This is a genomic window from Mesorhizobium sp. Ca11 (assembly GCF_020165275.1).
Lineage (GTDB): Bacteria > Pseudomonadota > Alphaproteobacteria > Rhizobiales > Rhizobiaceae > Mesorhizobium.
The window spans coordinates 398,945-420,531 of the sequence record NZ_JAIUHU010000001.1 but is presented as its reverse complement, the minus strand read 5'-3'; the positions used below and the strand labels follow the sequence as shown (position 1 = coordinate 420,531).

At 63.2% G+C, this 21,587-nt stretch carries 25 protein-coding genes; 12 read left to right on the top strand and 13 right to left on the bottom strand.

What is annotated here, in order from left to right:
- Positions 1–59: 59 nt before the first annotated feature.
- On the top strand, positions 60–836 hold the full coding sequence (locus tag LB538_RS02070; RefSeq protein ID WP_224522705.1) for an ABC transporter permease: 777 nt from the start codon (positions 60–62) through the stop codon (positions 834–836).
- A complete protein-coding gene (locus tag LB538_RS02065; RefSeq protein ID WP_224522704.1) occupies positions 833–1,624 on the top strand; it encodes an ABC transporter ATP-binding protein in 792 nt (263 codons plus the stop codon). The genes LB538_RS02070 and LB538_RS02065 overlap by 4 nt, the downstream gene beginning before the upstream one ends.
- Positions 1,625–1,644: 20 nt before the next feature.
- Here the strand turns inward: LB538_RS02065 and LB538_RS02060 are convergent, their stop codons facing one another.
- On the bottom strand, positions 1,645–2,583 hold the full coding sequence (locus tag LB538_RS02060; RefSeq protein ID WP_263482302.1) for a GlxA family transcriptional regulator: 939 nt from the start codon (positions 2,581–2,583) through the stop codon (positions 1,645–1,647).
- A 189-nt stretch (positions 2,584–2,772) separates the two neighbouring features.
- On the opposite strand from LB538_RS02060, the gene LB538_RS02055 reads away from it, so the two are divergent.
- On the top strand, positions 2,773–3,207 hold the full coding sequence (locus LB538_RS02055) for a hypothetical protein (protein ID WP_224522897.1): 435 nt from the start codon (positions 2,773–2,775) through the stop codon (positions 3,205–3,207).
- A 168-nt stretch (positions 3,208–3,375) separates the two neighbouring features.
- Here LB538_RS02055 and LB538_RS02050 read toward each other — a convergent pair whose 3' ends face one another.
- On the bottom strand, positions 3,376–3,561 hold the full coding sequence (locus LB538_RS02050) for a hypothetical protein (RefSeq protein ID WP_095764923.1): 186 nt from the start codon (positions 3,559–3,561) through the stop codon (positions 3,376–3,378).
- Positions 3,562–3,780: 219 nt separating this feature from the next.
- On the opposite strand from LB538_RS02050, the gene LB538_RS02045 reads away from it, so the two are divergent.
- Positions 3,781–4,680, top strand: coding sequence for a LysR substrate-binding domain-containing protein (locus LB538_RS02045; RefSeq protein WP_140627085.1), 900 nt, complete (start codon positions 3,781–3,783; stop codon positions 4,678–4,680).
- 1 nt (position 4,681) lies between these two features.
- Here LB538_RS02045 and LB538_RS02040 read toward each other — a convergent pair whose 3' ends face one another.
- Positions 4,682–5,644, bottom strand: a complete 963-nt coding sequence (locus LB538_RS02040; RefSeq protein ID WP_224522703.1) for an alpha/beta hydrolase — start codon at positions 5,642–5,644, stop codon at positions 4,682–4,684.
- Between the two features lie 311 nt (positions 5,645–5,955).
- Positions 5,956–6,141, bottom strand: coding sequence for a hypothetical protein (locus tag LB538_RS02035; RefSeq protein ID WP_181174730.1), 186 nt, complete (start codon positions 6,139–6,141; stop codon positions 5,956–5,958).
- 291 nt (positions 6,142–6,432) lie between these two features.
- Here LB538_RS02035 and LB538_RS02030 point away from each other — a divergent pair, with 291 nt between their 5' ends.
- On the top strand, positions 6,433–7,455 hold the full coding sequence (locus tag LB538_RS02030; RefSeq protein ID WP_224522702.1) for an acyltransferase family protein: 1,023 nt from the start codon (positions 6,433–6,435) through the stop codon (positions 7,453–7,455).
- A 9-nt stretch (positions 7,456–7,464) separates the two neighbouring features.
- Here LB538_RS02030 and LB538_RS02025 read toward each other — a convergent pair whose 3' ends face one another.
- Positions 7,465–9,534, bottom strand: a complete 2,070-nt coding sequence (locus tag LB538_RS02025; protein WP_224522701.1) for an ASKHA domain-containing protein — start codon at positions 9,532–9,534, stop codon at positions 7,465–7,467.
- Positions 9,535–9,623: 89 nt separating this feature from the next.
- Between LB538_RS02025 and LB538_RS02020 the strand changes: the two genes are divergently transcribed.
- On the top strand, positions 9,624–9,866 hold the full coding sequence (locus LB538_RS02020; protein WP_224522700.1) for a hypothetical protein: 243 nt from the start codon (positions 9,624–9,626) through the stop codon (positions 9,864–9,866).
- Positions 9,867–9,945: 79 nt separating this feature from the next.
- Here LB538_RS02020 and LB538_RS02015 read toward each other — a convergent pair whose 3' ends face one another.
- The 6 genes from LB538_RS02015 to LB538_RS01990 form a co-directional block, all read right to left on the bottom strand.
- Complete coding sequence (locus LB538_RS02015) at positions 9,946–10,920, bottom strand: methyltetrahydrofolate cobalamin methyltransferase (protein WP_095764928.1); 975 nt, start codon at positions 10,918–10,920, stop codon at positions 9,946–9,948.
- Positions 10,921–11,061: 141 nt separating this feature from the next.
- Positions 11,062–12,153 carry a methylenetetrahydrofolate reductase gene (locus LB538_RS02010; protein ID WP_140725060.1) on the bottom strand — a complete coding sequence of 364 codons (1,092 nt, stop codon included), beginning with the start codon at positions 12,151–12,153 and terminating at the stop codon, positions 11,062–11,064.
- Positions 12,150–12,740, bottom strand: coding sequence for a methylenetetrahydrofolate reductase C-terminal domain-containing protein (locus tag LB538_RS02005; protein ID WP_224522699.1), 591 nt, complete (start codon positions 12,738–12,740; stop codon positions 12,150–12,152). Before LB538_RS02005 ends, LB538_RS02010 begins: the two co-directional genes overlap by 4 nt.
- Positions 12,733–13,035 carry a virulence factor gene (locus tag LB538_RS02000; protein ID WP_127863411.1) on the bottom strand — a complete coding sequence of 101 codons (303 nt, stop codon included), beginning with the start codon at positions 13,033–13,035 and terminating at the stop codon, positions 12,733–12,735. Before LB538_RS02000 ends, LB538_RS02005 begins: the two co-directional genes overlap by 8 nt.
- 135 nt (positions 13,036–13,170) lie before the next feature.
- Positions 13,171–13,953: a formyl transferase gene (locus LB538_RS01995; protein ID WP_224522698.1), complete on the bottom strand. Its 783-nt coding sequence runs from the start codon at positions 13,951–13,953 to the stop codon at positions 13,171–13,173.
- A gap of 94 nt (positions 13,954–14,047) precedes the next feature.
- The gene (locus tag LB538_RS01990; protein WP_224522697.1) at positions 14,048–14,623 is read right to left on the bottom strand and encodes a DUF4893 domain-containing protein; all 576 of its coding nucleotides are present in this window, start codon (positions 14,621–14,623) and stop codon (positions 14,048–14,050) included.
- 238 nt (positions 14,624–14,861) lie between these two features.
- On the opposite strand from LB538_RS01990, the gene LB538_RS01985 reads away from it, so the two are divergent.
- Positions 14,862–15,773, top strand: coding sequence for an NAD-dependent epimerase/dehydratase family protein (locus LB538_RS01985; protein ID WP_224522696.1), 912 nt, complete (start codon positions 14,862–14,864; stop codon positions 15,771–15,773).
- 3 nt (positions 15,774–15,776) lie between these two features.
- On the opposite strand, the gene LB538_RS01980 is transcribed toward LB538_RS01985, so the two are convergent.
- Positions 15,777–16,418 carry a DUF1638 domain-containing protein gene (locus LB538_RS01980; RefSeq protein ID WP_224522695.1) on the bottom strand — a complete coding sequence of 214 codons (642 nt, stop codon included), beginning with the start codon at positions 16,416–16,418 and terminating at the stop codon, positions 15,777–15,779.
- A 53-nt stretch (positions 16,419–16,471) separates the two neighbouring features.
- Between LB538_RS01980 and LB538_RS01975 the strand changes: the two genes are divergently transcribed.
- A complete protein-coding gene (locus tag LB538_RS01975) occupies positions 16,472–16,606 on the top strand; it encodes an entericidin A/B family lipoprotein (protein WP_041003961.1) in 135 nt (44 codons plus the stop codon).
- Between the two features lie 85 nt (positions 16,607–16,691).
- Here the strand turns inward: LB538_RS01975 and LB538_RS01970 are convergent, their stop codons facing one another.
- Positions 16,692–17,390, bottom strand: a complete 699-nt coding sequence (locus tag LB538_RS01970; protein WP_140551359.1) for a corrinoid protein — start codon at positions 17,388–17,390, stop codon at positions 16,692–16,694.
- Between the two features lie 269 nt (positions 17,391–17,659).
- Between LB538_RS01970 and LB538_RS01965 the strand changes: the two genes are divergently transcribed.
- The 4 genes from LB538_RS01965 to LB538_RS01950 all read left to right on the top strand — a co-directional run bounded on the left by LB538_RS01965 (position 17,660) and on the right by LB538_RS01950 (position 21,587).
- Positions 17,660–19,234, top strand: a complete 1,575-nt coding sequence (locus LB538_RS01965) for a trimethylamine methyltransferase family protein (RefSeq protein ID WP_224522694.1) — start codon at positions 17,660–17,662, stop codon at positions 19,232–19,234.
- Between the two features lie 89 nt (positions 19,235–19,323).
- Positions 19,324–20,013: a 4Fe-4S dicluster domain-containing protein gene (locus LB538_RS01960; protein ID WP_224522693.1), complete on the top strand. Its 690-nt coding sequence runs from the start codon at positions 19,324–19,326 to the stop codon at positions 20,011–20,013.
- A gap of 102 nt (positions 20,014–20,115) precedes the next feature.
- Positions 20,116–20,847 carry a dienelactone hydrolase family protein gene (locus LB538_RS01955; protein WP_224522692.1) on the top strand — a complete coding sequence of 244 codons (732 nt, stop codon included), beginning with the start codon at positions 20,116–20,118 and terminating at the stop codon, positions 20,845–20,847.
- Between the two features lie 179 nt (positions 20,848–21,026).
- Entirely contained in the window at positions 21,027–21,587 is a 561-nt protein-coding gene (locus tag LB538_RS01950) for an RNA polymerase sigma factor (protein WP_224522691.1), read from the top strand.

The window sequence follows — 21,587 nt, the reverse complement described above, 5'->3', positions numbered from 1 at the left end:
GCCTGTCGCCCGATCGGCGGTGTCACGCCGCCGATCCTTTCTCTCAAGGACTTTTGCTGATGCTGCGCCCCTTGCATCCCGTTGCGCCGGGCACGCGAACCGTGCTCGGCGTCGCCTTCTTTGTCCTGTTCGTGGCGTTCTGGGCGTGGATCACGCTCGGCGGCCATGTGAACCGGATCTTTCTTGCCGATCCGCTGTCGATGCTGAAGGATGGCTGGCGGTTGCTCGTGGAAGACCGGTTCTGGCTCGATATCCTGATCACCATCTGGCGCGTCTTCGGCGGCTTCGTGCTGGCGTCGATCGTGGCCGTGCCGATCGGCATCGCCATGGGCGCCTGGAAGCCGGTCGAAGCCTTCCTCGAACCGTTCGTGTCCTTTGCGCGCTACCTACCGGCGTCGGCCTTCATTCCGCTGCTCATCCTGTGGGCCGGCATCGGGGAACTCGAAAAGCTCCTGGTTATCTTCGTGGGCTCGGTGTTCCAGATCATCCTGATCGTCGCGGTCAAGGTCGGCAGCACGAGGCGGGACCTGGTCGAGGCAGCCTATACGCTGGGTGCGACCGACAATGGAATCGTCAAGCGCGTCATCATGCCGGCCAACGCGCCGGAGATTGCCGAAACGCTGCGGCTGGTGCTCGGCTGGGCCTGGACTTATGTCATCGTCGCTGAGCTGATCGGCTCCTCGTCGGGCATCGGCTACATGATCATCAACAGCCAGTCGCGGCTGGCGACGGGGCAGATCATCTTCGGCATTATCGTCATCGGGCTGATCGGGCTTCTGTCCGATTTCGCCTTCAAGGCGCTCAACCGCTGGCTCTACCCATGGAGCCTGGCGTGAGCAAGCTTCTGATCGAAGGCGTTTCGCGGACCTTTGCCGGGGTCAGGGGCGGGGAGCCGGTGCGAGCGCTGCAGCCGGTTGAGCTGTCCGTCTCGGCGAATGATTTCATCACCATCCTGGGGCCGTCCGGCTGCGGGAAGTCGACGCTGCTGAGGATCGTCGCCGGGCTGGAGGCGCCGAGCACGGGCCGCGTGTTGCTTGACGGCAAGGCGGTCACCAGGCCGGGGCCGGACCGCGGCATGGTGTTCCAGTCCTACACGCTGTTTCCCTGGCTGACGGTTGCCGAAAACATCGGTTTCGGCCTGCGCGAGCAAGGCCGGCCCGAGCGCGAGCGCAACGAGATCGTCGCCTCCTATATCGATCTCGTCGGTCTGAGGGGTTTCGAGAACCATTGGCCGAAACAGCTGTCGGGCGGCATGCAGCAGCGTACGGCGATCGCTCGCGCTCTTGCCAACGATCCCGAAATCCTGCTGCTCGACGAGCCGTTCGGCGCGCTGGACAACCAGACGCGCGGGCTGATGCAGGAACTGCTGCTCGGCATCTGGGAGCTGCGCAAGAAGACGGTGCTGTTCGTCACCCACGACATCGAGGAGTCGATCTTCATGGCGTCGCGGGTGATCGTGATGAGCGCCCGGCCCGGCCGCATCAAATCGGACGTGCCGGTCGACCTGCCGCATCCGCGCCACTACACGCTGAAGACCAGCCCGGAATTTTCCGCGCTGAAGGCGCAACTCACCGAAGACATCCGCATCGAGGCGATGCGGACCGCGCAGACGCAGTCCGCCTAGACGACTTCGCCTCTGCCTGCTCAAGCTGCCAGCAACTGCTTGCGGTCGACGCGCTCCTGCTGCGGCGAGCGGGCGTAGAGCTCGCGGTAGCATTTGGAGAAATGCGAGGCGGAGACGAAGCCGCAGGCCACCGCCACTTCGACCACCGGCAGCGACGACTGGATGAGCAGGTGCCTGGCGCGGTCGAGCCGGATCTCCAGATAGTAGCGAGCGGGCGAGCGGCCCATCTCGGTGCGGAACAGGCGCTCGATCTGCCGGCGGGAAAGATCGACATGGTCGGCGATCTCGATCAGCGACAGCGGCTCGGCTAGGTTGGCTTCCATCAGCTCGATGATGGTGAGCACCTTCGAGTTCTGAACGCCGAGGCGGGCGCGCAGCGGCAGGCGCTGGCGATCGGTCGGGCTGCGCACGCGGTCGGTCAGCACCTGCTCGCAAACGCGGTTGACGAGGCTTTCGTCGAAATCATCGCCGATGAGCTTCAGCATCATGTCGAGCGCGGCGGTGCCGCCGGCGCAGGTGTAGACGTTCTGGTCGACCTCGAAGAGGTCGGCAAAGACATTGGCCTTCGGGAATGCCTCGGAAAAGCCCGGCAGGTTCTCCCAATGGATGGCGCAGCGCTTGTTGGACAACAGGCCGGCGGCGGCCAGGATATGGGCGCCGGTGCACAGGCCGCCGACGGCGACGCCGCGGTTGTATTCCTCGCGCAGCCAGGCGAAGGCCGACTTGTTATGGTAGCGCTCGACATTGATGCCGCTGCAGACGATCGCCATGTTCGGCCGATCCGGCCCGGCCATCTTCTTGCGCTCTTCCTCGAGCGAGGTGTTGACGGCGCATTCAACGCCGTTCGAGGCGCGCACCGGCTTGCCGTCTATGCTGGCCAGCCGCCAGCGATAGGCTTCGTAGCCGAGCATCCGGTTGGCCGAGCGCAGCGGATCGAGCGCCGTCGCGAACGCAATCATCGTAAAATCGGGAATGAGGAAGAATACAAACGATCTCTTGATCGGATGCTTTACGGCATTCACGGGGAAACCTCACGCAGCCATGACGCGAACAGGATGTCGCGAACAGCATAGCGACAACAGGAAAAATCATTCCTGTCAATCGGGTAGGCGGCTAAGTGAAGATTAAATTTGCGACACGGGTCGCAAATGGGCAATTCAGCTGGGCATAAAGCTCCCTCGCCCGGGCAATGCGACGTCAATGAACATGAAGACGCCGCCTCGGTTAAACCGGGCGGCGTTGAATTTCAGCTTTGGATGCCGATTGCCTCAGGCGACGAAGCCGAGGCGGGCAGCATTCATGGCGCCGGTCTGGCCGGGCATGGTCTTGGCGAGACGCTGACGCTCGAGAGCGGTCGTCAGGTTCATTTCGCGGCGGGTGAACAGGCGGGCAAAAAGCTTCATCATCATCTCCATTCGGTTGCTCAGACGGGTCGCCTTCGCTTGATGGAGTGGGGCAGCTCGTTTGCTGCCGTGGATATAGGCTCGCTTCAGCAAAAACTAAATCGCAAAAGCGAAGCGCTTGTTATGAAAAGCGACATCATTTGCGACGTTTTTAGGCGGGGTGCTCAAAATTTCCGATAATTTACAGCGGCTTAATTCGAAAATTAACCCGCTATGCGACTTGTTCATATGCGTCATGCAGCGGCCGCATGGCTGGAAAAGTCATTTGAATGCAAACAAAAGGCTCTAAACAAACGAAAGGCCTGCCGAGCTGATCCGGCAGGCCTTCAGAACTCCATACACACTTGATTACTTCGCTCCGGCCCAGCTTCCGACGCCGAGGCGCAAGCCGGTCTTGGCATCGGCGGCTTCCGGCCAGCCGATATCCTTCTGCAGTTCGATCGGCAGCGCATGGATGGCGCGTTCGGTCTGGTAGCGGGCGCGGGCCGCGCTGAATTCGGTCGCAAGCCGACCGATGGACGACAGGATAGACATTTCTTTCTCCTCTATGCGGGCAGGGAGGCGCCCGTCACTGCGTTAAGTCAGGTCTGTTTCAGCTTCATTTCACGTCGATTGCAGGACTGTGTCAGGGTCGTTTCATGGCTGCTTTTGGCACCATCCTGTATCGATCGAGTTGACTATGCGCCTGGAGTGATGTTCAATCAAACGAAATGGAATGATGGATTGCATCAGAAAAATTGAAGGCAAGCTGCCATGAACGCCCCGCTCAATCATCCTTTGCCGCTGCTTGACCTCGATGTGCTGCGCACCTTCGTGGCGATTGCCGAGACCGGCAGCTTCACCACCGCCGCCAATGCGGTGTTCCGCACACCGTCGGCCGTCTCCATGCAGATCAAGAAGCTCGAGGATATCCTCGGCCGTTCCGTCTTCGCGCGCGACGCGCGTTCGGTGACGCTGACCACGGATGGCGAGATGCTGCTCGGCTATGCGCGCCGGCTTTTGTCGATCAACCGCGAGGTGGTGTCGAAGTTCATCATTCCCGACATTGTCGGCGTGGTGCGGCTCGGTTCCCCGGACGACTATGGCGAGCGCGTGCTGCCGCATGTGCTGAAGCGTTTTGCCCAGTCGCATCCCTCGATCGCCGTCGACGTCACCATCGACCAGAGCATCAATCTGCGGCGCCGCATGGACGACCGGGCGCTCGATATCACGCTGCTCACCAATTCCTACAAGACCAGCGCGATCGGCGCTGAGGTGCTTTTGACCGAGCCGATCGTGTGGGCGGGCGCCAAGGGCGGCTGCGCGCATCTGCGTGAACCGTTGCCGGTGTCGCTGTGGGAAGAAGGCTGCGCCTGGCGGGCGGGGGCGCTCGAAGCGCTCGGGCGCGAGGGCCGCAACTACCGCATCGCCTATATGAGCGCACACACGGCCGGTCAGCGCGCCGCGATCATGGCCGATCTCGCGGTGGCGCCGCTGCCGAAGTCCTTTCTCGGTGACGACATGGTCTCGCTCGGCGCCAAGGACGGCATGCCCGAGATCGGCACCTACAATCTTGCCATGGTGGTGGCGCCCGATGCGAGCGCGCCGGTGAAGGCCGTGGCCGACCATATCCGGGCGACGTTCGAACTGTTCCGGGAAACCGGCAAGTTCTGAGCTATTCGGCCGCGGGCGCGGAGCGGGCTGCGAAAGCTGCTTTCGTCCTGTGCCGAGCGCGGGCTCGGGCTGGCGCCGGAACGCTGAGAAAGTCGACGATGCTGTCGCGTGCGCGGCGCGCCTCGGGCATCTCGATCAGCGGCCAGACGTGGAACATGCCTTCCTCGTAGACCAGGTCGACCTCGACCCCGGCAGCACGCGCGCGTTCGGCGAAGATGAGATTATCTGGCGTCAGCATGTCGCGTGAACCGGTCAGCAGCAGCGTCTTAGGCAGCACGGACAGGTCGCCGTAAAGCGGGCTGATGTGCCAGTCGGTGCGGTCGAAACCGGCGCTGTAGAGCCGCACCGCTTCCAGCCCACCCGCAATACCCAGCCACGGATCCTGCCGCTCGGCCTCGAAGACCTCGGGATTCGCAAGCGAAACGTCGAGACCGGGCGAGATCAGCACATGGCGCGAAGGTGCCGGCAGGCTTTCCTCGGCCGCCATCATGGTCAGCACGACCGCCATGTTGCCGCCGGCGGAATCGCCCATGAAGACGATGTCCTCGGCGTCGGTCTCTTCGAGCATCCGCCGGTAGACGTCGCCGACCATGCCGAACATGTCATGGAAATCGTGCTCGGGCGCGATGGGATAGATCGGCACGGTGATGCCGAAACCGAGACGCTCGGCCATCTCGGCGATCAGCCCCCAATGGTAGGAGGTGATCTGAAAGACATAGGCGCCGCCATGCATGTAGAGGATGCGCCGGCTTTCGCCCGCCTTCGGCGCGATCTCATAGACGGGAAAGCCGTCGATCTCGGTCTCGGTGATGTCCAGCCGTGCCCTGAGCAAGGCAGGCGGATGATAGTCCTCGGTCTTGCGGGCGTAGGCGATCCAGCGCTGCAGGTTCTCGGGACTGGAAAACGCCTTCTTGCGGCTGTGCCTGAGAACGAAAGAAACGAGATGGCTTTTCAAACTGGGCATGCAGATACACACGCACTTCGGCAGAGCCGACTAAGAGAATTCCCCCCGCTCTGCGAAGATTGTACCTCAGTTAAAAATGTCAAGGATCACGCTGGCACATCGGCGTGATCGGATGGTGCCGGTTCTTTGTTTGCGCGATTTCGGGCGGAAGGCTACGGCGAATGGCCGAGCCTAACCGCTGCGCACTTTCCTGGAATTGCGCTAACGCCGCTTCGGCAGCAGCGCCGCGCGCAATTTGTTGTCGACGTTCGCCGAGGCCGCGTCGCGGCCCAGGCGCTTGCCGAGCAGCTTGCATTTATCGGCGAAGGTCATCAGCGCGGCGTGCCCAGAAGCAGCGCATGAAGGGCTGCCTGCGGGTCGCTCGGCGGCGAGGCCGGCCAGCCGATATCCTTCTGGACATGCGCCGGCAGATCGTTGAGCGCGCGGATCGCCTTGTTTCTGGCATGGGCCTGCCGGATGGTGACACCGAAGCGGCTGAGATTTCCGAACATCGACATTTTCATCTCCCTTGAAGAGCAACGGCGGCCGAGAATGGTCGCTGCCGCCGTGCGATGGCCGCTAAATGCGTCATGCATGTATCGGATCGATTTCGCGAAAACAGCGTTTCGGTTTCCGGATCGCGCGGATCCGGAAACATTTGCATACGAATGAATTGAGCGCACCGGCGTGCCGATTCCTGTCCCAATAGCTGCCATCAGCGGTTGACAGCAGCAAGCGGCTGCATTGTTATTGTGCAATGCGGCGTGGGGCGTGTGCATCGCAGCATGATGCGATTGGATCAAGGCATCGTGACGAGCATCTATAGTGTCCAATATCTGCGCGGCCTCGCCGCGTGCGCGGTCGTTTGCTTTCACGTCAGCGAGCAGTTCGGCGGTCCGTTCGACGTCGGGGCGGCCGGCGTCGACATCTTCTTCATCATCAGCGGCTTCATCATGTGGGTGACGACGGCCGGCAGGCCGGCCGATCCCTGGCGCTTCATGGGGCGCCGGATCACCCGCATCGTACCTCTCTACTGGATCGTCACGCTGCTGACCGCGGCGGGCATCCTGCTCAAGCCGCAATTCTTCTACGGCCATTTCTTCAGTGTCCCGAATTTCCTGGGCTCACTGTTCTTCCTGCCGGTCCTGCAGGAGGGTGCGCTGCATCCCATCGTCATACAGGGTTGGACGCTTTGCTATGAAATGATGTTCTATCTTGTTTTCACGCTTGTCCTGTTCCTGGGCGAGCGGTGGCGGTTCGGCGTTCTCACCGGCGCGCTTGTCGCCATCGTAGCACTGCATTTCATCCTTCCCGCCGGATATGCGCATGCCTTCACCGATCCCGTCGTGATCGAGTTCGCGGCCGGCGTTGTCGTGGGGCGCTTGTGGGTCCAGGGCGCCAGGCTGCCGCTCGGGGTGGGGCTGGCGATGGCTGGCGCGGGATTTCTTCTGCTTGCGGCTGGCCCGCTATTCGATGCCGATTTGCCGCGTGCCTTGCGCTGGGGACTTCCGGCCGCATTGATCGTGGCGGGCGCGGTTTTTGCCGAGCGGGCGCGGCCCTTCAAGCCGGCTGCCTTGCCCACATTTCTCGGCGATGCGTCCTATTCGATCTATCTGTGGCATGTCGTGGTCGGCGTCCTGGCGACGGGTGTCGTCCTGAGGATCGGCCTGCCGGCAGCGGTGCAGCCGGCGACGATCCTGTTCGCCACGCTGGCGCTCTCTGCGATGCTATATCTGATCGTCGAAAAGCCATTGATCGGGCTGCTGCATCCGCAACGTCCCAAGGGCGCCGTGAAGGCGGTCAATGCCGCGGCCGCAGGGGCAGCGGAATGAACTGAAACGTTAGTCCCGACCGCGCCGTGCAGCGCGCTCCTCGCGTGAACGCCGGCGTGGGGTAGCGTCACCGGCGGTGCCGTCCTCGCTCATCGCCTTGCGCGGCGGCAGCTTCACCGCGGCCGCCAGCTTGGGGAAGGGGTCGACCTTGTTCGGCAGCGCCATGGCGTAGACGAAGTGCTCCTGGAATTTCGGCTCAAGCGCCGTCTCGATCTTCTCGATCCTGCTCACCGTCTCCTCGATCTCGCGCCGGTAGCCGCGATTGAGCAGCGCCATGCGCGCGCCGGCGCCGGCGGCGTTACCGACGGCCTGGACCTTGTCCAAGTCGCAATCCGGGATCAGGCCGAGCACCATGGCGTATTTCGGATCGATGAAGGAGCCGAAGGCACCGGCGAAATGGATGCGGTCGACATGGTCGGTGTGCTGCTTTTCCATCAGAAGCTTGGTGCCGGCATAGAGCGCCGCCTTGGCAAGCTGGATGGCGCGCACGTCGTTCTGGGTGATGGTGATCTTGGGCTCGCCCTCCTTCAGCACGTAGGAGAAGGTGCGGCCGTTGGGCACGATACGCGGCGAACGCATGCCGAACGATCCGTCGACGACGCCGTCCTCCGAGATGATGCCGGCGAGATACATCTCCGCCACCACTTCGATGATGCCCGAGCCGCAGATGCCGGTAACGCCGGTCGCCTGCACGCTGTCGACGAAGCCAGGCTGATCGGACCACAGCTCCGAACCGATGACCCGATATTTCGGTTCGAGCGTTTCGGGGTCGATGCGAACGCGCTCGATGGCACCAGGCGCCGCGCGCTGGCCGCCGGAGATTTCCGCGCCTTCGAAGGCCGGGCCGGTCGGGGAGGAGGCCGCCACGACGCGCGTGGAGTTGCCGAGCACGATCTCGGCGTTGGTGCCGACATCGACGATCAGCATCATCTCGTCCTGGCGATGCGGGCCTTCCGACAGGGTGACGGCGGCCGCGTCGGCGCCGACATGGCCGGCAATGCAGGGCAGCATATAGAGGCGCGCGCCCTGGTTGAGTTTCAGGCCGATGTCGGACGCCTTGATGCGCACGGCGCCGGAGACGGCAAGCGCGAAGGGCGCGCCGCCCAACTCGGTCGGATCGATGCCGAGGAACAAATGATGCATGATCGGATTGCCGACGAAGACGGAATCCAGGATGTCGGCGCGCTGGACGTTGCCTTCGGCGCAGACCTTGTCGACGAGGCCTGACACCGCCTCGCGCACCGCGACCGTCATGCCTTCGCGGCCGTCCGGATTCATCATCACATAGGAGACGCGGCTCATCAGATCCTCGCCGAAGCGGATCTGCGGATTGGACGTGCCGGAGGACGCAGCAACGCGGCCCGACAGCAGCGACACCAGATGCATGGCAATGGTGGTCGAGCCAATGTCGCAGGCAAGGCCGTACGCCTCGTTCTTCAGGCCGGGCCACAGCGCGATGACGCGCGCGATATCGCTGTCGGCGTCCTTGTGGATGGCGGCGGTGGCGGTCCAGTTGCCCTTGCGCAGAATGCCCTGCACCTGCGGCATGAGATAGAAGTCGAATTCGAGATTCTTGAAACCCCAGTCCTTCATCAGGGCGATCTTCAACCGGTCGAGGTCACCGAGCGGCTTGTGCATATCGGGCTCTTCGATCTCGACATAGCACATGCGGATCGCCGTATCCCGGGCGATCACCCTGGTATCTGCGTCCTTGCGGATGGTCTGGGCGTTGATGACCGTGTCCTGCGGCACGTCGATGACGAGGTCGCCGAGGATCTGCGTCGAGCAGGAGAGGCGACGCCGCTCGGGCAGGCCGCGCACGCGTTCGTAGCGCTCTTCCTTGGCGCCCTTGGGCGAGATGTGGTCGTTGGACGAGACGATCTTGTGCTTGGCGAAATTGCCTTCCTGCACTTCGATCTGGCAGCGGCCGCAGGTGGCGCGGCCGCCGCAAACGCTTTCGACATAGACGCCGAGCTGGCGCGCGGCATCGAGCACCGGCGTTCCGATCGGGAACCGGCCGCGCTTGCCGGACGGCATGAACAGCACGAGCGGATCGGTGATGTTGGGGGGAGGATTCATGCTGGCACGCGTCTCGATGGCAATTGCCGATGCCGTTTAACGGATCGTTTTACTGTTGGGCGGAGAGTCCGTTGGTCCAGGGGCCAACCATGTCGGATCTGCTGCTCTCCGCCGTCTTCACCGCGTTCACCATTGTGCGCGTGATCAAGGGCTCGTGGCTGCGCAATCCGCAATACCTCGCCACCGGGATCCTCGGCGCGATCGTCGGCGCGCTGCTGCTGCACGCGTTCTGGCCCGCCTATGACGATGATTTCATCGTCGGCGGCGTGACAGGCATCTTCGGATCGTGGGCGGGAATGGCGTTGTTCGACGCCATATTGGGCGTGGCCTGAACGCAAAGCAGAGCTGTCCGGCCGCATCCACGATGCGATCGGACCAGCCTTGTTTGCGGTGCGGCTCACGATTGCGCGCTTATCCTCTGGCCATGCGGGCTTCGCGGCCGCCGCGGCGTCGGCCGCCATTGCCGTTACCTTCGCCCGGCGCATTGACGGCGGTCGGAGCCGCAACCGCTTGGCCGCCTTCGGCCGGCTTATAATCCTTGTAGGTGCGGATCCAGTTGGTGCAGTTCTCGTCGGTGCCGTTCAGCACATTGGCACCGCGCACGGCTTCCATTTCCTGCGGACGGACCGGGTTCATGATTGCCGAGGTCATGCCGGCGCCGATCACCATCGGGATGAAAGCGGCGTTGATGCCGTGGCGGTGCGGCAGCCCGAAGGAGATGTTGGAGAGGCCGCAAGTGGTGTTGACCTTGAGCTCTTCGCGCAACCGGCGCAACAGCGCGAACACCTGGCGGCCGGCATCGCCCAGCGCGCCGATCGGCATCACCAGCGGGTCGACGACGACGTCATGCGCCGGGATGCCGAAATCGGCGCAGCGCTCGACGATCTTCTTGGCGACGGCGAAGCGGACGTCCGGGTCCATCGAGATGCCGGTCTCGTCGTTGGAGATGGCGACGACCGGAACGTTGTATTTCTTGACCAGCGGCAGGATTGCCTCGAGCTTTTCTTCCTCGCCGGTGACGGAGTTGACCAGGGGGCGGCCCTTGGCGACCTTCAGCGCGGCCTCGATCGCGGCGCTGACCGAGCTATCGATCGACAGCGGCAGGTCGACGAGGCCCTGCACGATTTCCAGCGTCTGCACGAGAAGCGCAGGCTCGGTCGCATTGGGGTCGACGGCTGTGACACCGGCGTTGACGTCGAGCATGGTGGCGCCGCAGGCGGCCTGCTCCAGCGCGTCCTTGATGACAGTCTCAAAATTGCCGGCCACCATCTCGGCGGCCAGCTTCTTGCGGCCGGTCGGGTTGATGCGCTCGCCAATCACGCAGAAGGGCTGGTCGAAGCCGATGACGATTTCTCGGGTCGCCGAGGCGACGATGGTGCGGGTCATGCAATTTCTCCGTCGGGATATAAAGACTTCTTTATATCGTTATCTGATTTGGTTCAAGTGAATGCGTGCCGTCCGCGCTCTTAGATTCTAAGTTCATGTGTGTCGTTGCCCCAAACCGGTTCCCGCTTTGGGCGACATACGTCAGTGCGCGGTCTTCACCATATCCACCTGGGTTTCGGTTATCTCGTCATGCAGCAGGTGGTCGAGCCGGTCGGCGACCAGCTGGTCGTCGCGGCGGATCTCCCGCTTCCAAGGCTGGCGGCCTTTCAGCACGCCGGATTCATCGACGATCTCGGCGACATATTCTTCCTGGCGATAGGCCATCACATGGATGCCGGCGACGCCCGGGATTTCCTTCACCTCGTTGATGATGTCGATGCAGAGTTGCTTGCCTTCCTTCTTCTGATCCTGCGCGCCCTCCAGCCGCTTGATAACCGCATCGGGGATGTGGATGCCCGGCACGTTGGAGCGGATCCATTTCGCGGTCTTGGCGGAGGCGAGCGGGCCGACGCCGCAGAGCAGGAAGAGCTTTTCGGTGTGGCCGAGGTCGCGCGCCTTCTGCATGAAGGTTCTGAACATCGGCACGTCGAAGCAATACTGCGTCTGCGCGAACTGCGCGCCGGCAGCGATCTTCTTGCCGAGATGGATCGGGCGGAAGTCGTAGGGCGGCGCGAACGGGTTGACGGCAGCACCCAGGAAGACCTGCGGCGGCGTCGTCAGCTTGCGGCCGGACAGGAACTTGCCGTTGTCGCGCATGATGCGGATGGTTTCGAGCAGCGACATGGAATCGAGGTCGAATACCGGCTTGGCGCCCGGCTGGTCGCCGGCCTGCACGCCGTCGCCGGTGAGGCACAGCATATTGGCGACGCCCATGGCGGCGCCGCCCAGCACGTCGCCCTGGATGGCGATGCGGTTCTTGTCGCGGCAGGCGATCTGCATGATCGGCGCATAGCCCATGCGAGTGAGCAGCGCGCAGATGCCGACCGAGGACATGTGGCAGTTGGCGCCCGAGGCGTCGACCGCATTGATGGCGTCGACCCAGCCGTCGAAGATCTTGGCGCGGTTGTAGACATCTTCCGGATCCGCGCTGTCGGGCGGATTGAGCTCGGTGGTTACAGCAAACTCGCCGCGGCGCAGCACGCGCTCCAGCCGGCCGCGCGACGTGTGGCCGGGCAGGGGCTCGAGCGGCAGGTGGATGCCGGCCGGGTTCTCGTCGATCTGGCGGATGGTCATGCCGAAGCTCCGGGATTCTTGGCCGCTTCGCGCGCGGCGGCGGCCTGCGCGGTCACGCGGAGCCAGGCCGAGGTTTCGCGCAGCGACTGATCGACCGGCTTCTGCACGGTGAGGATCTTGTCGCCGTGGACCATGTTGCGCGAGCCTTCCCAGGCCTTGACCCAGACGCAGGGCATGTCCGGCTCGACCTCGCAATTGCCGTTGGCGCGCACGCCGCCGCAAGGACCGTTGCGCAGTTGCTTGGGGCAGTTCATGGGGCACGACATGCCGGTGGAGGAGAGCACGCATTGGCCGCACATGCGGCAGTCGAACATGAAGCCCTTGACCCGCTTCTCGACGAATTTCACCGGGGCTTCGACGCGGCCGTAGCCGATGCCTTTCCAAAGAGGGTGCAAGAGCAGGAAGACGTCGGCGAACCGGCTGTAGAACCATTCGAGCAAGCGCGAGTGCCGCACCGACCAAAGCCGCACGGCAAAAGTGCGCTGGACGCGGCGCTGCGGCGACACGTCGGCAGGCTTGTAATCGGATTTCGGCGCGGCCTTCTTGACCAAGGTGGCCTGGGTGACCGCCGGCTGTTGCTCAGACATTTTCTTTCCCGCCAGCCTTGACCAGAGCGACCAGCCGCTCTCGGTCATATTTCGCGTCGAGTTCCTGATAGGCCTTCTCGACCTCGGCTTCGATGTCGTCGCCGACCGGGATCGGATCGGCCTTGCGCCACTCCGCCAGATAGTCGTCGGTGCCGCCGGCGCCGGTACGCATGGCGCACATGTCGATCGCCTCGGTGAAGCGCAGCGGCAATTCGCGCTTGGCGTTCTGCCGGCCCTTCTTGACGATGACCTGGGCAGGGATATCGCGCCAGTAGACGACGATCAGATCGGCCATGAATTCTCAACTCCTCGAAGTCTTGGAGCATTGCCGCATGCGTGGTTGAGCCGCTTGTTATGGGACGACGCGCGCGCCTTCAAAAGCGACGCTGGCGATGGCGCAAAGCGAATGCTGAAATCCGTTGCCGGCTGATCACCAGACGCGCTTGGTCAGGCCGGTCCAGAGGTAGAACCAGATCGTCGGGTGATACCACTGCTTCGACGGCAGGCCCGGATCGATCGTTTCCAGTCTGCCGGCCAGCGCATTGCCGACCGCCTCGACGCAGATATCGCGCGAAAAGGCTGCCTGCCGCAGCGCGTAGTTGGCGATCGTGTCGCCGGTCTTGGGCCTGCCGCGCGCCTGCTTCAGCACGCCGCCGGTGTCGACGCCGGCATCGACCAGGTGAACGGTGGTGCCGAAATTCCCTTGATCGCCGCAGGCCAGCGCCCAGTAGCCGCCATTCATGCCGCGATATTTCGGCGCGATCCCGGCATGATAATTGAGCACCGGGCAAGGCATTTTTGCCAGCGTTTCCTTCGACAGCAGCCTACAGCCGGCAAGCAGCACCACGCCCGGATTGATGCTGTTGATTTCTTTCAGGCATTCCGGCCCGTTGGCTGAAGGCACATGGATGATCGGCTGGCCCTGCCGCGGCTCGGTCGCAAGCTTCTCCTCGGCGATCAGCCTCTCGGCATGTGCAACCAGAAAGCGCTTGCCGAGTCTCGTCAACACCATGGTGCCGAGCTGGCCGATGGCCGAGATCCAGCCCTGGCGCCGCGCGCGGCCGATGAGCAGGCGCTTTTTGGATTCGGCGGATTCGAGGATGACGCTGACAGGACCCACGCGGTCGGCAAGCGCATTGACGATGGCCCAGATATGCGGGCCACCTTCGGTGACGACCACGATCGGTCGCCTATTCGAGTCCGACGCTGCCACGGCACCCACCCGCTTGAAATCGCGCGCATGCTATGCGGAGCAGGTTAATCCTTGGTGTGCCGGCGCCGTTTCAACGAGGCAGCAGAGGACGGGCTTAGCGCTTGAATTCCATGATGTCGAGTTTCGATTCGTAATAGGGCGCCGGGAATTCGATCCGCCACTCGGTGGCGCTGTTGCGGAAGGCGTAGCCGACCTGGTCGCTTTCGGGACCGCTGCCATAGGGCTTGGCCTTGTCATCATTGACCGAGAACGAACCGAGATAGATGGAGCGTTTCTCGCCGTCGTCGAAGAAGCGGCCGGTTGTGCGCTGCGAGCCGCTGATCTTGGCGAGGCGCCAACCGGAGCCGTCGTCGGTCACCTTGCACTTGAACCAGCCATAGATGATGAGCGGGCTCAGGCCGCCCACCTTGATGGTGCGGCACTTCCAGTTGCCGGTGAGATCCTTGTCGGAGAAGGCGACGAGAGGTCTGGCGAGCAGTTCGTCCAACTGCTTGACCTCGGACGGATCGCCGGCTTTTGCCGCCTCGAGAGCCGCCTTGCGCGTCTCGCCATATTTGTCCAACCGCGCCTTGTCGGCAGCCGTTATCAGCTTCTGCACCTCGCCGTCGGCAAGGGACGGCAAAGTGAGGGCTACGAGACCGAGGGCGGCAAGGAACAGGCGAGGCATCATGAACGTGTTTCCTCAAATCAATAGCTGGAACAAAGTTCTTTCTATCGCTGGCGCACAACTTACCGGTTCGCGATCGTCTGTCATCCGTGCTTTACAGCGTGAGCCAGAGCCGGATGATTTCAGGTCGGGTCGACCTGAAATCTGAATCCGGCTCCAAATCAAAGAGATAGAGCATGATGCCGTCCGAAAACCGCTCCACACTTTTCGGCATCATGCTCTAGAAAATGGCGGTTGATCGATGCGAATCTTGCTCACGGGATCGTCCGGCTGGTTGGGCAGCGCGCTTCAGCCAAGGCTCGAAGCGCTCGACCATGAGGTGGTCGGTCTCGATCCGGTTGCCTCGGCGCGCACGCAGGTCGTCGGCTCGATTGCGGATCGCGATCTTGTCCTGAAGACCGTCCGCGAGAACAGCATCGAGGCCATTATTCACAGTGGGGCGCTGCATAAGCCGAATATCGAGCATCATGAGAACACGGCCTTTATCGCCACGAATGTGCAAGGCACGCTCAATCTGCTCGATGCTGCCGTGGCCTGCGGCGTGCAACGCTTCGTCTTCACCTCGACGACGTCGCTTATGATCTCGCAGGCAATCCGCGCAGGGTTCCAGGGCGGCGCGCGCAAGGCCGCCTGGCTGACGGAAGAGATGTCGCCGGAACCGCGCAACATCTATGGCGTGACGAAACTCTCGGCCGAGCATCTCTGTCGCCTCTACCATATCGAGCATGGACTGCCGGTCGTGGTGCTGCGCACGGCGCGCTTCTTTCCCGAAGCGGACGACATGGCGCATGCCATCGAGCAGTCCGATGCCAACACCAAGGCCAACGAGTTGCTGTTCCGGCGACTGACGGTGGAGGATGCGGCGGAAGCCCATGTGGCGGCCCTGGAGAAGGCGCCGAGCCTTGGCTTCGACATCTTCATCATCTCGGCGCCGACGCCGTTCCGGCGGCAGGATTGCGCCGAGCTGATCGCCGACGCGCCGACGGTCGTCGCGCGCTATTTCCCGGATTGTTCGAGGCTCTATGCGAGGAAGGGCTGGACGATGTTTTCCTCGATCGACCGCGTGTACGATCCGTCGCGGGCGAGGGAGCGGCTGGGCTTCGTCTGCAGGACCAGCTTCGCCGATGTGCTTGCAGCGCTGGAAGAGGCGTGACGGCTAGGCGTCTCGGGCAGCGCCCTGTGCTGTCCGCGCCAGCTCGCCGGTCAGGTCGCCATAGCCGGTCGAGCGGCGCTCATAGGCGAGGCCAAGCATGGCGGCGGCTTTCTCGGCGACCTTGTCGAGCTCCGGATCGTCGGTCTGGGCGAGATAGATCAGCTTCTCGTAATTGCCGAAATAATCCTTGATCAGCTCGGGATGCCGGTCGAGGCCGAGCGGCTTGATGAAGAAGGCCTCGAACTGGCGGCAGAGGAAGTCGGTCATGTAGAACGACATCATGTCGTCGTCGGCGATCTTCGCGTAGGCGTCCATGCCCTGGTAGAAGGCAAAGCAGTGCGGCCCCGCCATTCGCTCGACGCCGTGCTTCTCAATGACGCGATCGAGCAGGCCGCCGGTGCCGCAATCGGCATAGCCGACGAAGATGTGCCGGTAGCCTTCCGCCTTGGCCTTCTCGATCGCCTTGTCCATCGCCGGCGCGATGCGGTCCGGATAGAAATGGAACTCGGCCGGCAGGCAGGTCAGATCGAGATGATCGAGCTTTAGCTGTTGCTTGACGGCCAAAACTTCGCGCGCAATCATCCCGCAGGCGATGACGAGCAGCCTGTCTGTTTGATTCGGTTCCGTTTTTTGCATCTTGACCAAGTCGGGCCGGCTTTCGCTGCGGGGCTTAATATCTGTCGAGGGAGACACCGTCCATGAAACTGCTACGCATCGCGCCGATCGCCATCCTGGCCTGCGCGCTTGCACTCACGGCCTGCGCCAACACCATCCGGGGCGTCGGCAAGGACGTCAAATCGACGGCAAGGGCGGTCAAAGACACCGTCAACTGATCGGCAGCCTCGCCTATCATCTGGGTACAAAAAAGCCGCGCTGCAAGGCGCGGCTTTTCTTGTCGATCCATCCTGATGCCTTGGGTCAGGCGGAAGCGCGAACGTTGTGCTTGCGCTTCATGTAATCCTTGGCGGTCTCCACCGCCACCGCGGCGTCGCGGCAATAGGCATCGGCGCCGACGGCCTTGCCGAATTCCTCGTTGAGCGGCGCGCCGCCGACCAGCACGACATAGTCGTCGCGGATGCCCTTTTCCTTCATCGTGTCGATCACGACCTTCATATAGGGCATGGTGGTGGTGAGCAGCGCCGACATGCCGATGATGTCGGGCTGGTGCTGCTCGATGGCGTCCAGGTATTTCTCGACGGCGTTGTTGATGCCGAGGTCGATGACGTCGAAGCCGGCGCCTTCCATCATCATACCGACGAGGTTCTTGCCGATGTCGTGGATGTCGCCCTTGACGGTGCCGATCACCATCTTGCCTTGCTTGGGCGCGCCGGTGGCGGCGAGCAAGGGGCGCAGGATGGCCATGCCGGCCTTCATCGCGTTGGCGGAAAGCAGCACTTCCGGTACGAACAGGATGCCGTCGCGAAAATCCTCGCCGACGATGCGCATGCCTTCGACCAACGCCTCGGTCAGCACCTTGTAAGGCGCCCAGCCGCGCTCGAGAAGGATGTTGGTGCCTTCCTCGATCTCTTCCTTCAGGCCGTCATACAGGTCGTCGTGCATCTGCTGCACGAGCTCGTCGTCGGAAAGCTCGGAAAGGATGATCTCGTCGTCGGACATTTTCTCGGGCTCCTTGCTGCTCGGGATGACTGCGGCAGCCTAAAAATCGATGCGCCAATACCTAACCCGCGAGGGCAAGCTAGCCATAGCTGATTTGCGACTTCCCGCAAAAGGAAAGCGACTGGAAAGTTGGCGCTTTTCTTGTCGATTTTGCGACAGGCGTTGGCGCTGGCGGGCCGTTTCCAATAGGGTGCATGGTTACGATCCGGCGAGAAGCGGCGGTTACGGGCCGCGAGCCAATCCAGACCAGGTTTTTAGGAAGCACGATCATGAGCGAGAACGCGGCAGTCGACCAGGAAGCGTCAAACGCAAGGCGTGGGCGCGGTGCCAGCGGCGGCGCGGCGGCCCGGCGCGCGGCGCGCTCGGGCGGCGGTCCGGGCACACAGCTCACCTACATCAAGCGCAAGATCAATGTCTACGAGGTCCTCAACGAGGAAGGACTGGCGCTGATCGAGAAGAATACCGACACGGTGCTGGAAGAAATCGGCATCATTTTCCGCGACGACGCCGAGGCGCTGGCGCTTTGGAAGGAAGCGGGCGCCGACGTCAAGGGCGAGCGAGTGCATTTTCCGAAAGGTCTTTGCCGCTCGCTGTTGAAGACCGCGCCTTCGATCTACACCCAGCATGCGCGCAACCCGGAGCGCTCGGTGCAGATCGGCGGCAACGCGACCGTGTTCGCGCCAGTCTACGGCCCGCCCTTCGTGCGCGACCTCGACGGCAACCGCCGCTACGCGACGATCGAGGATTTCCAGAATTTCGTGAAGCTCGCCTATATGGCGCCGTCGATCCACCATTCGGGCGGCACGGTGTGCGAGCCGGTGGACGTGCCGGTCAACAAGCGCCACCTCGACATGATCTACTCGCATATCCGGTATTCGGATAAACCGTTCATGGGCTCGGTGACGGCGCCGGAACGGGCCGAGGACACGGTGGCGATGGCCAAGCTCGTGTTCGGCGACGACTTCGTCGAGAACAACACGGTGCTGACCAGCCTGATCAACGCCAACTCGCCGATGGTTTTCGACGAGACCATGCTAGGCGCGCTGAAAGTCTATTCGCGCCATAACCAGGCCTGCATCGTCACGCCGTTCATCCTGGCCGGCGCGATGAGCCCGGTAACCGTCGCCGGCACGCTGACGCAGGTGCTGGCCGAAGTGCTCGCCGGCGCATCGCTCACCCAGCTGATCAGGCCTGGCGCGCCGGTACTGTTCGGCACTTTCGCCTCGTCGATCTCGATGCAGTCCGGCGCGCCGACCTTCGGCACGCCGGAGCCGTCGCTGGTTTCCTACGGCGCCGCGCAGCTCGCGCGCCGGCTCGGCCTGCCGTTCCGCACCGGCGGCTCGCTCTGCGCCTCGAAGGTCCCGGACGCGCAGGCAGCCTATGAGAGCGCCAACACGCTCAACTCGACGATCCTTGCCGGCACCAATTTCGTCCTGCATTCGGCTGGCTGGCTCGAGGGCGGTCTCGCGTCCTGCTACGAAAAATTCATGATGGATATCGACCAGCTCGGCATGCAGCAGAAGTTTGCCGAAGGTGTCGACCTGTCGGAAAACGGCCAGGCGATGGACGCCATCCGCCAGGTCGGTCCGGGCAGCCACTATCTCGGCTGCGACCACACGCAGGCGAATTTCCAGACGGCCTTCTACCGTTCCAGCATCGCCGACAACAATTCCTACGAGCAGTGGCTGGCCGAAGGCGAGAAGACCGCCCCGCAGCGCGCCAACGAGCTCGCACGCCGCTGGCTGGAAAGCTACGAGGCGCCGCATCTCGATCCGGCCATCGACGAGGCGCTGAAGGACTTCATCGCCAGGAAGAAGGGCTCGATGGCCGACGCCTTCACGTGAAAGGAGCCCGAGTCAGGCCGGGCTAAAGTGGCCGACATCATCCACAAGGAAGTCTGGCGGAGCGCGTTCTCCGACCCGGACCGGAAGGGATGACTTTTTTCCGCGGCACGGTCGAGGAGATTGCGGCCGCACTCGGGGCCAACGGCCTGATTCTCCGCGGCGGTTTCAGCTTCGGTGACGATGAGGTGGCGCCAGCCGGGCCTTCCGGCGCGCCGGCCAAATCCGTGCTGCTTGTCGGACAGGCGGGCGCGGCGCCCTGGCCGCATTTCCAGCGCTGGCGGGAACGACAGGCGAGGGACATCGCCAACCCACTCGACAGTTGGTCGCGCGAGGTGATCGGCGCGGTGGCGAAAGAATTCGGCGCCCGCGCGGTGTCGCCATCCGATCGGCCCTACCTGCCGTTCCAGCAGTGGGCGATACGGGCCGAAGGGCTGAAGCCGTCGCCGCTCGGCATCCTCATGCATCCGACCTATGGACTTTGGCATGCCTATCGCGCCGCATTGCTGTTCGAGGACGAGATTTCTCTTCCAGAAGCTCATGAGATGAATCATCTTTGCGACGCATGCGTCGAAAAACCCTGCCTGAAATCCTGTCCGGTCGGCGCATATTCGGTGGCTGGCTTTGCGCACGAGGCCTGCCTGGTGCATGTGCGTGGCACGGATGGTGCGCCCTGCCGCGCCGGCGGCTGCCTCGACCGCAACGCCTGTCCTTACGGCGCTGAGTATCGCTATCCGGCCGATGTCCAGGCTTTCCATATGGCGGCGTTCGCCGGACTGTAGGCATTCTTCCGAACCGCACGGAACTTGACCGCGATCGAGAGGTTGCGGCTTGCCCTGCCGGGCGGTGCGGATATCTATCCCTGGCAACCGGCGGAGCGCGCAATGACGAAGCAGGACATCGAGATCAAGACCCTGGACGGCACGGCGAAGGCACGGCTGTTTCGTCCAGCCGCGCCGGCCAAGGCTGGCGTCATACTCTATATGGATATTTTCGGTCCGCGCCCGGCGCTCGACCAGATGGCCGAGCGCCTCGCGGAGCATGGCTATGCCGTGCTGGTGCCCGATCTCTTCTACCGCTATGCGCCCTATGGTCCGTTCGATCCCAAAACCGCCTTTGCCGAGGAAAAGACCAAGGCCCTGCTGTTGATGCTGAGCGGCGGCACGACGCAGGGCATGACCATCCGCGACGGCAGCGCGTTCCTCGATGCTCTGGCCGCCGAGGGGATCGCCGGACCGACTGGCGTCGTCGGCTACTGCATGGGCGGCGCGCGGGCGCTAAACGCGGCGGCGAGCTATCCGGACCGGATCGTTGCCGCGGCAAGCTTCCATGGCGGCAATCTCGCCAGCGACGCGGCCGACAGCCCGCACCGCAAGGCGTCCTCGATCAAGGCGCGCGTCTATGTCGGCGTCGCCGGCGTCGACCGCAGCTTCCCGCCGGAGCAGTCGGGGCGGCTGGCAGAGGCGCTCAGGGTGGCAGAGGTTGACTACGTCATCGAAAACTATGTCGGCGTCGACCACGGCTGGTGCGTCAAGGACCACAGCGTCTATGACGAGGCGGGCGCCGAGAGGCATTGGAAGCGGCTGACGACATTTTTCCAAGAGACGCTGGGCTAGCCTTCTTTCGCAGATCGCGGAGGGGGCGTGCAGCGCAAGCCTTCGAATGTTCGCGCTGCCCCTCATCCGCCCTTCGGGCACCTTCTCCCCGTGAACGGGCAGAAGGAAATGCGCCTCCGCAAAAAAATCTTTCCATCGCCCCAAGGATTGGCCATTAGCCTTCGTCCAACAGGCAAATGATGGCGATGATGCTGGACGACGGCGAAGCCTCCGATGCCGAACTGATCGGGCGGGCGAGGGGCGGAGACAGGGGTGCTTTCGGCAGATTGCTCGAAAGGCATTACGGCTTCGTCTATCGCGCCGCCTTTCGCTGGTGCGGCCGCAAAGCCGACGCCGAGGACATCGCCCAGGACGTCTGCGTGCGGCTCGGCCGCGCGATCCGCGATTATCAGGGCAGCGGCGCCTTCACGACATGGCTCTATGCCATGACGCTGAACGCTTCGCGCGACATGATGCGCAAGCGCGCCCGCGACACCGCCAAGACCGATGCCTACGGCGCCTATGCGCTGATCGCGGGCGAAGCGTCGGCGGAGGTCGATGATCCGGCCGAGGCGCTGTGGGCGGTGGTGCGAATGCTGCCCGACAAGCAACGCGACGCAGTGCTGCTGGTCTATGGCGAAGGTCTCAACCACGCGGCGGCCGCCGAGGTGATGGCGATCTCGGAGACGACGGTGTCCTGGCACATCCATGAAGCGAAGAAACGGCTGAAGCTGCTGATGCGCTCAGCCGGGGAAGTGTGA

Bases quoted from the DNA above. Each gene is read 5' to 3' on its own strand.
- LB538_RS02045 (WP_140627085.1), top strand. From the start codon at position 3,781: ATGAACGCCCCGCTCAATCATCCTTTGCCGCTGCTTGACCTCGATGTG.
- LB538_RS02020 (WP_224522700.1), top strand. From the start codon at position 9,624: ATGTCGGATCTGCTGCTCTCCGCCGTCTTCACCGCGTTCACCATTGTG.
- LB538_RS01950 (WP_224522691.1), top strand. From the start codon at position 21,027: ATGGCGATGATGCTGGACGACGGCGAAGCCTCCGATGCCGAACTGATC.
- LB538_RS02025 (WP_224522701.1), bottom strand. From the start codon at position 9,534: ATGAATCCTCCCCCCAACATCACCGATCCGCTCGTGCTGTTCATGCCG.
- LB538_RS02000 (WP_127863411.1), bottom strand. From the start codon at position 13,035: ATGGCCGATCTGATCGTCGTCTACTGGCGCGATATCCCTGCCCAGGTC.
- LB538_RS01990 (WP_224522697.1), bottom strand. From the start codon at position 14,623: ATGATGCCTCGCCTGTTCCTTGCCGCCCTCGGTCTCGTAGCCCTCACT.
- LB538_RS02010 (WP_140725060.1), bottom strand. From the start codon at position 12,153: ATGACCATCCGCCAGATCGACGAGAACCCGGCCGGCATCCACCTGCCG.
- LB538_RS01985 (WP_224522696.1), top strand. From the start codon at position 14,862: ATGCGAATCTTGCTCACGGGATCGTCCGGCTGGTTGGGCAGCGCGCTT.
- LB538_RS01965 (WP_224522694.1), top strand. From the start codon at position 17,660: ATGAGCGAGAACGCGGCAGTCGACCAGGAAGCGTCAAACGCAAGGCGT.
- LB538_RS01970 (WP_140551359.1), bottom strand. From the start codon at position 17,390: ATGTCCGACGACGAGATCATCCTTTCCGAGCTTTCCGACGACGAGCTC.
- LB538_RS02050 (WP_095764923.1), bottom strand. From the start codon at position 3,561: ATGTCTATCCTGTCGTCCATCGGTCGGCTTGCGACCGAATTCAGCGCG.
- LB538_RS02015 (WP_095764928.1), bottom strand. From the start codon at position 10,920: ATGACCCGCACCATCGTCGCCTCGGCGACCCGAGAAATCGTCATCGGC.
- LB538_RS02040 (WP_224522703.1), bottom strand. From the start codon at position 5,644: ATGCCCAGTTTGAAAAGCCATCTCGTTTCTTTCGTTCTCAGGCACAGC.
- LB538_RS02035 (WP_181174730.1), bottom strand. From the start codon at position 6,141: ATGTCGATGTTCGGAAATCTCAGCCGCTTCGGTGTCACCATCCGGCAG.
- LB538_RS02005 (WP_224522699.1), bottom strand. From the start codon at position 12,740: ATGTCTGAGCAACAGCCGGCGGTCACCCAGGCCACCTTGGTCAAGAAG.
- LB538_RS02055 (WP_224522897.1), top strand. From the start codon at position 2,773: ATGGGCAATTCAGCTGGGCATAAAGCTCCCTCGCCCGGGCAATGCGAC.
- LB538_RS02060 (WP_263482302.1), bottom strand. From the start codon at position 2,583: ATGATTGCGTTCGCGACGGCGCTCGATCCGCTGCGCTCGGCCAACCGG.
- LB538_RS01975 (WP_041003961.1), top strand. From the start codon at position 16,472: ATGAAACTGCTACGCATCGCGCCGATCGCCATCCTGGCCTGCGCGCTT.
- LB538_RS02070 (WP_224522705.1), top strand. From the start codon at position 60: ATGCTGCGCCCCTTGCATCCCGTTGCGCCGGGCACGCGAACCGTGCTC.
- LB538_RS01960 (WP_224522693.1), top strand. From the start codon at position 19,324: ATGACTTTTTTCCGCGGCACGGTCGAGGAGATTGCGGCCGCACTCGGG.
- LB538_RS01955 (WP_224522692.1), top strand. From the start codon at position 20,116: ATGACGAAGCAGGACATCGAGATCAAGACCCTGGACGGCACGGCGAAG.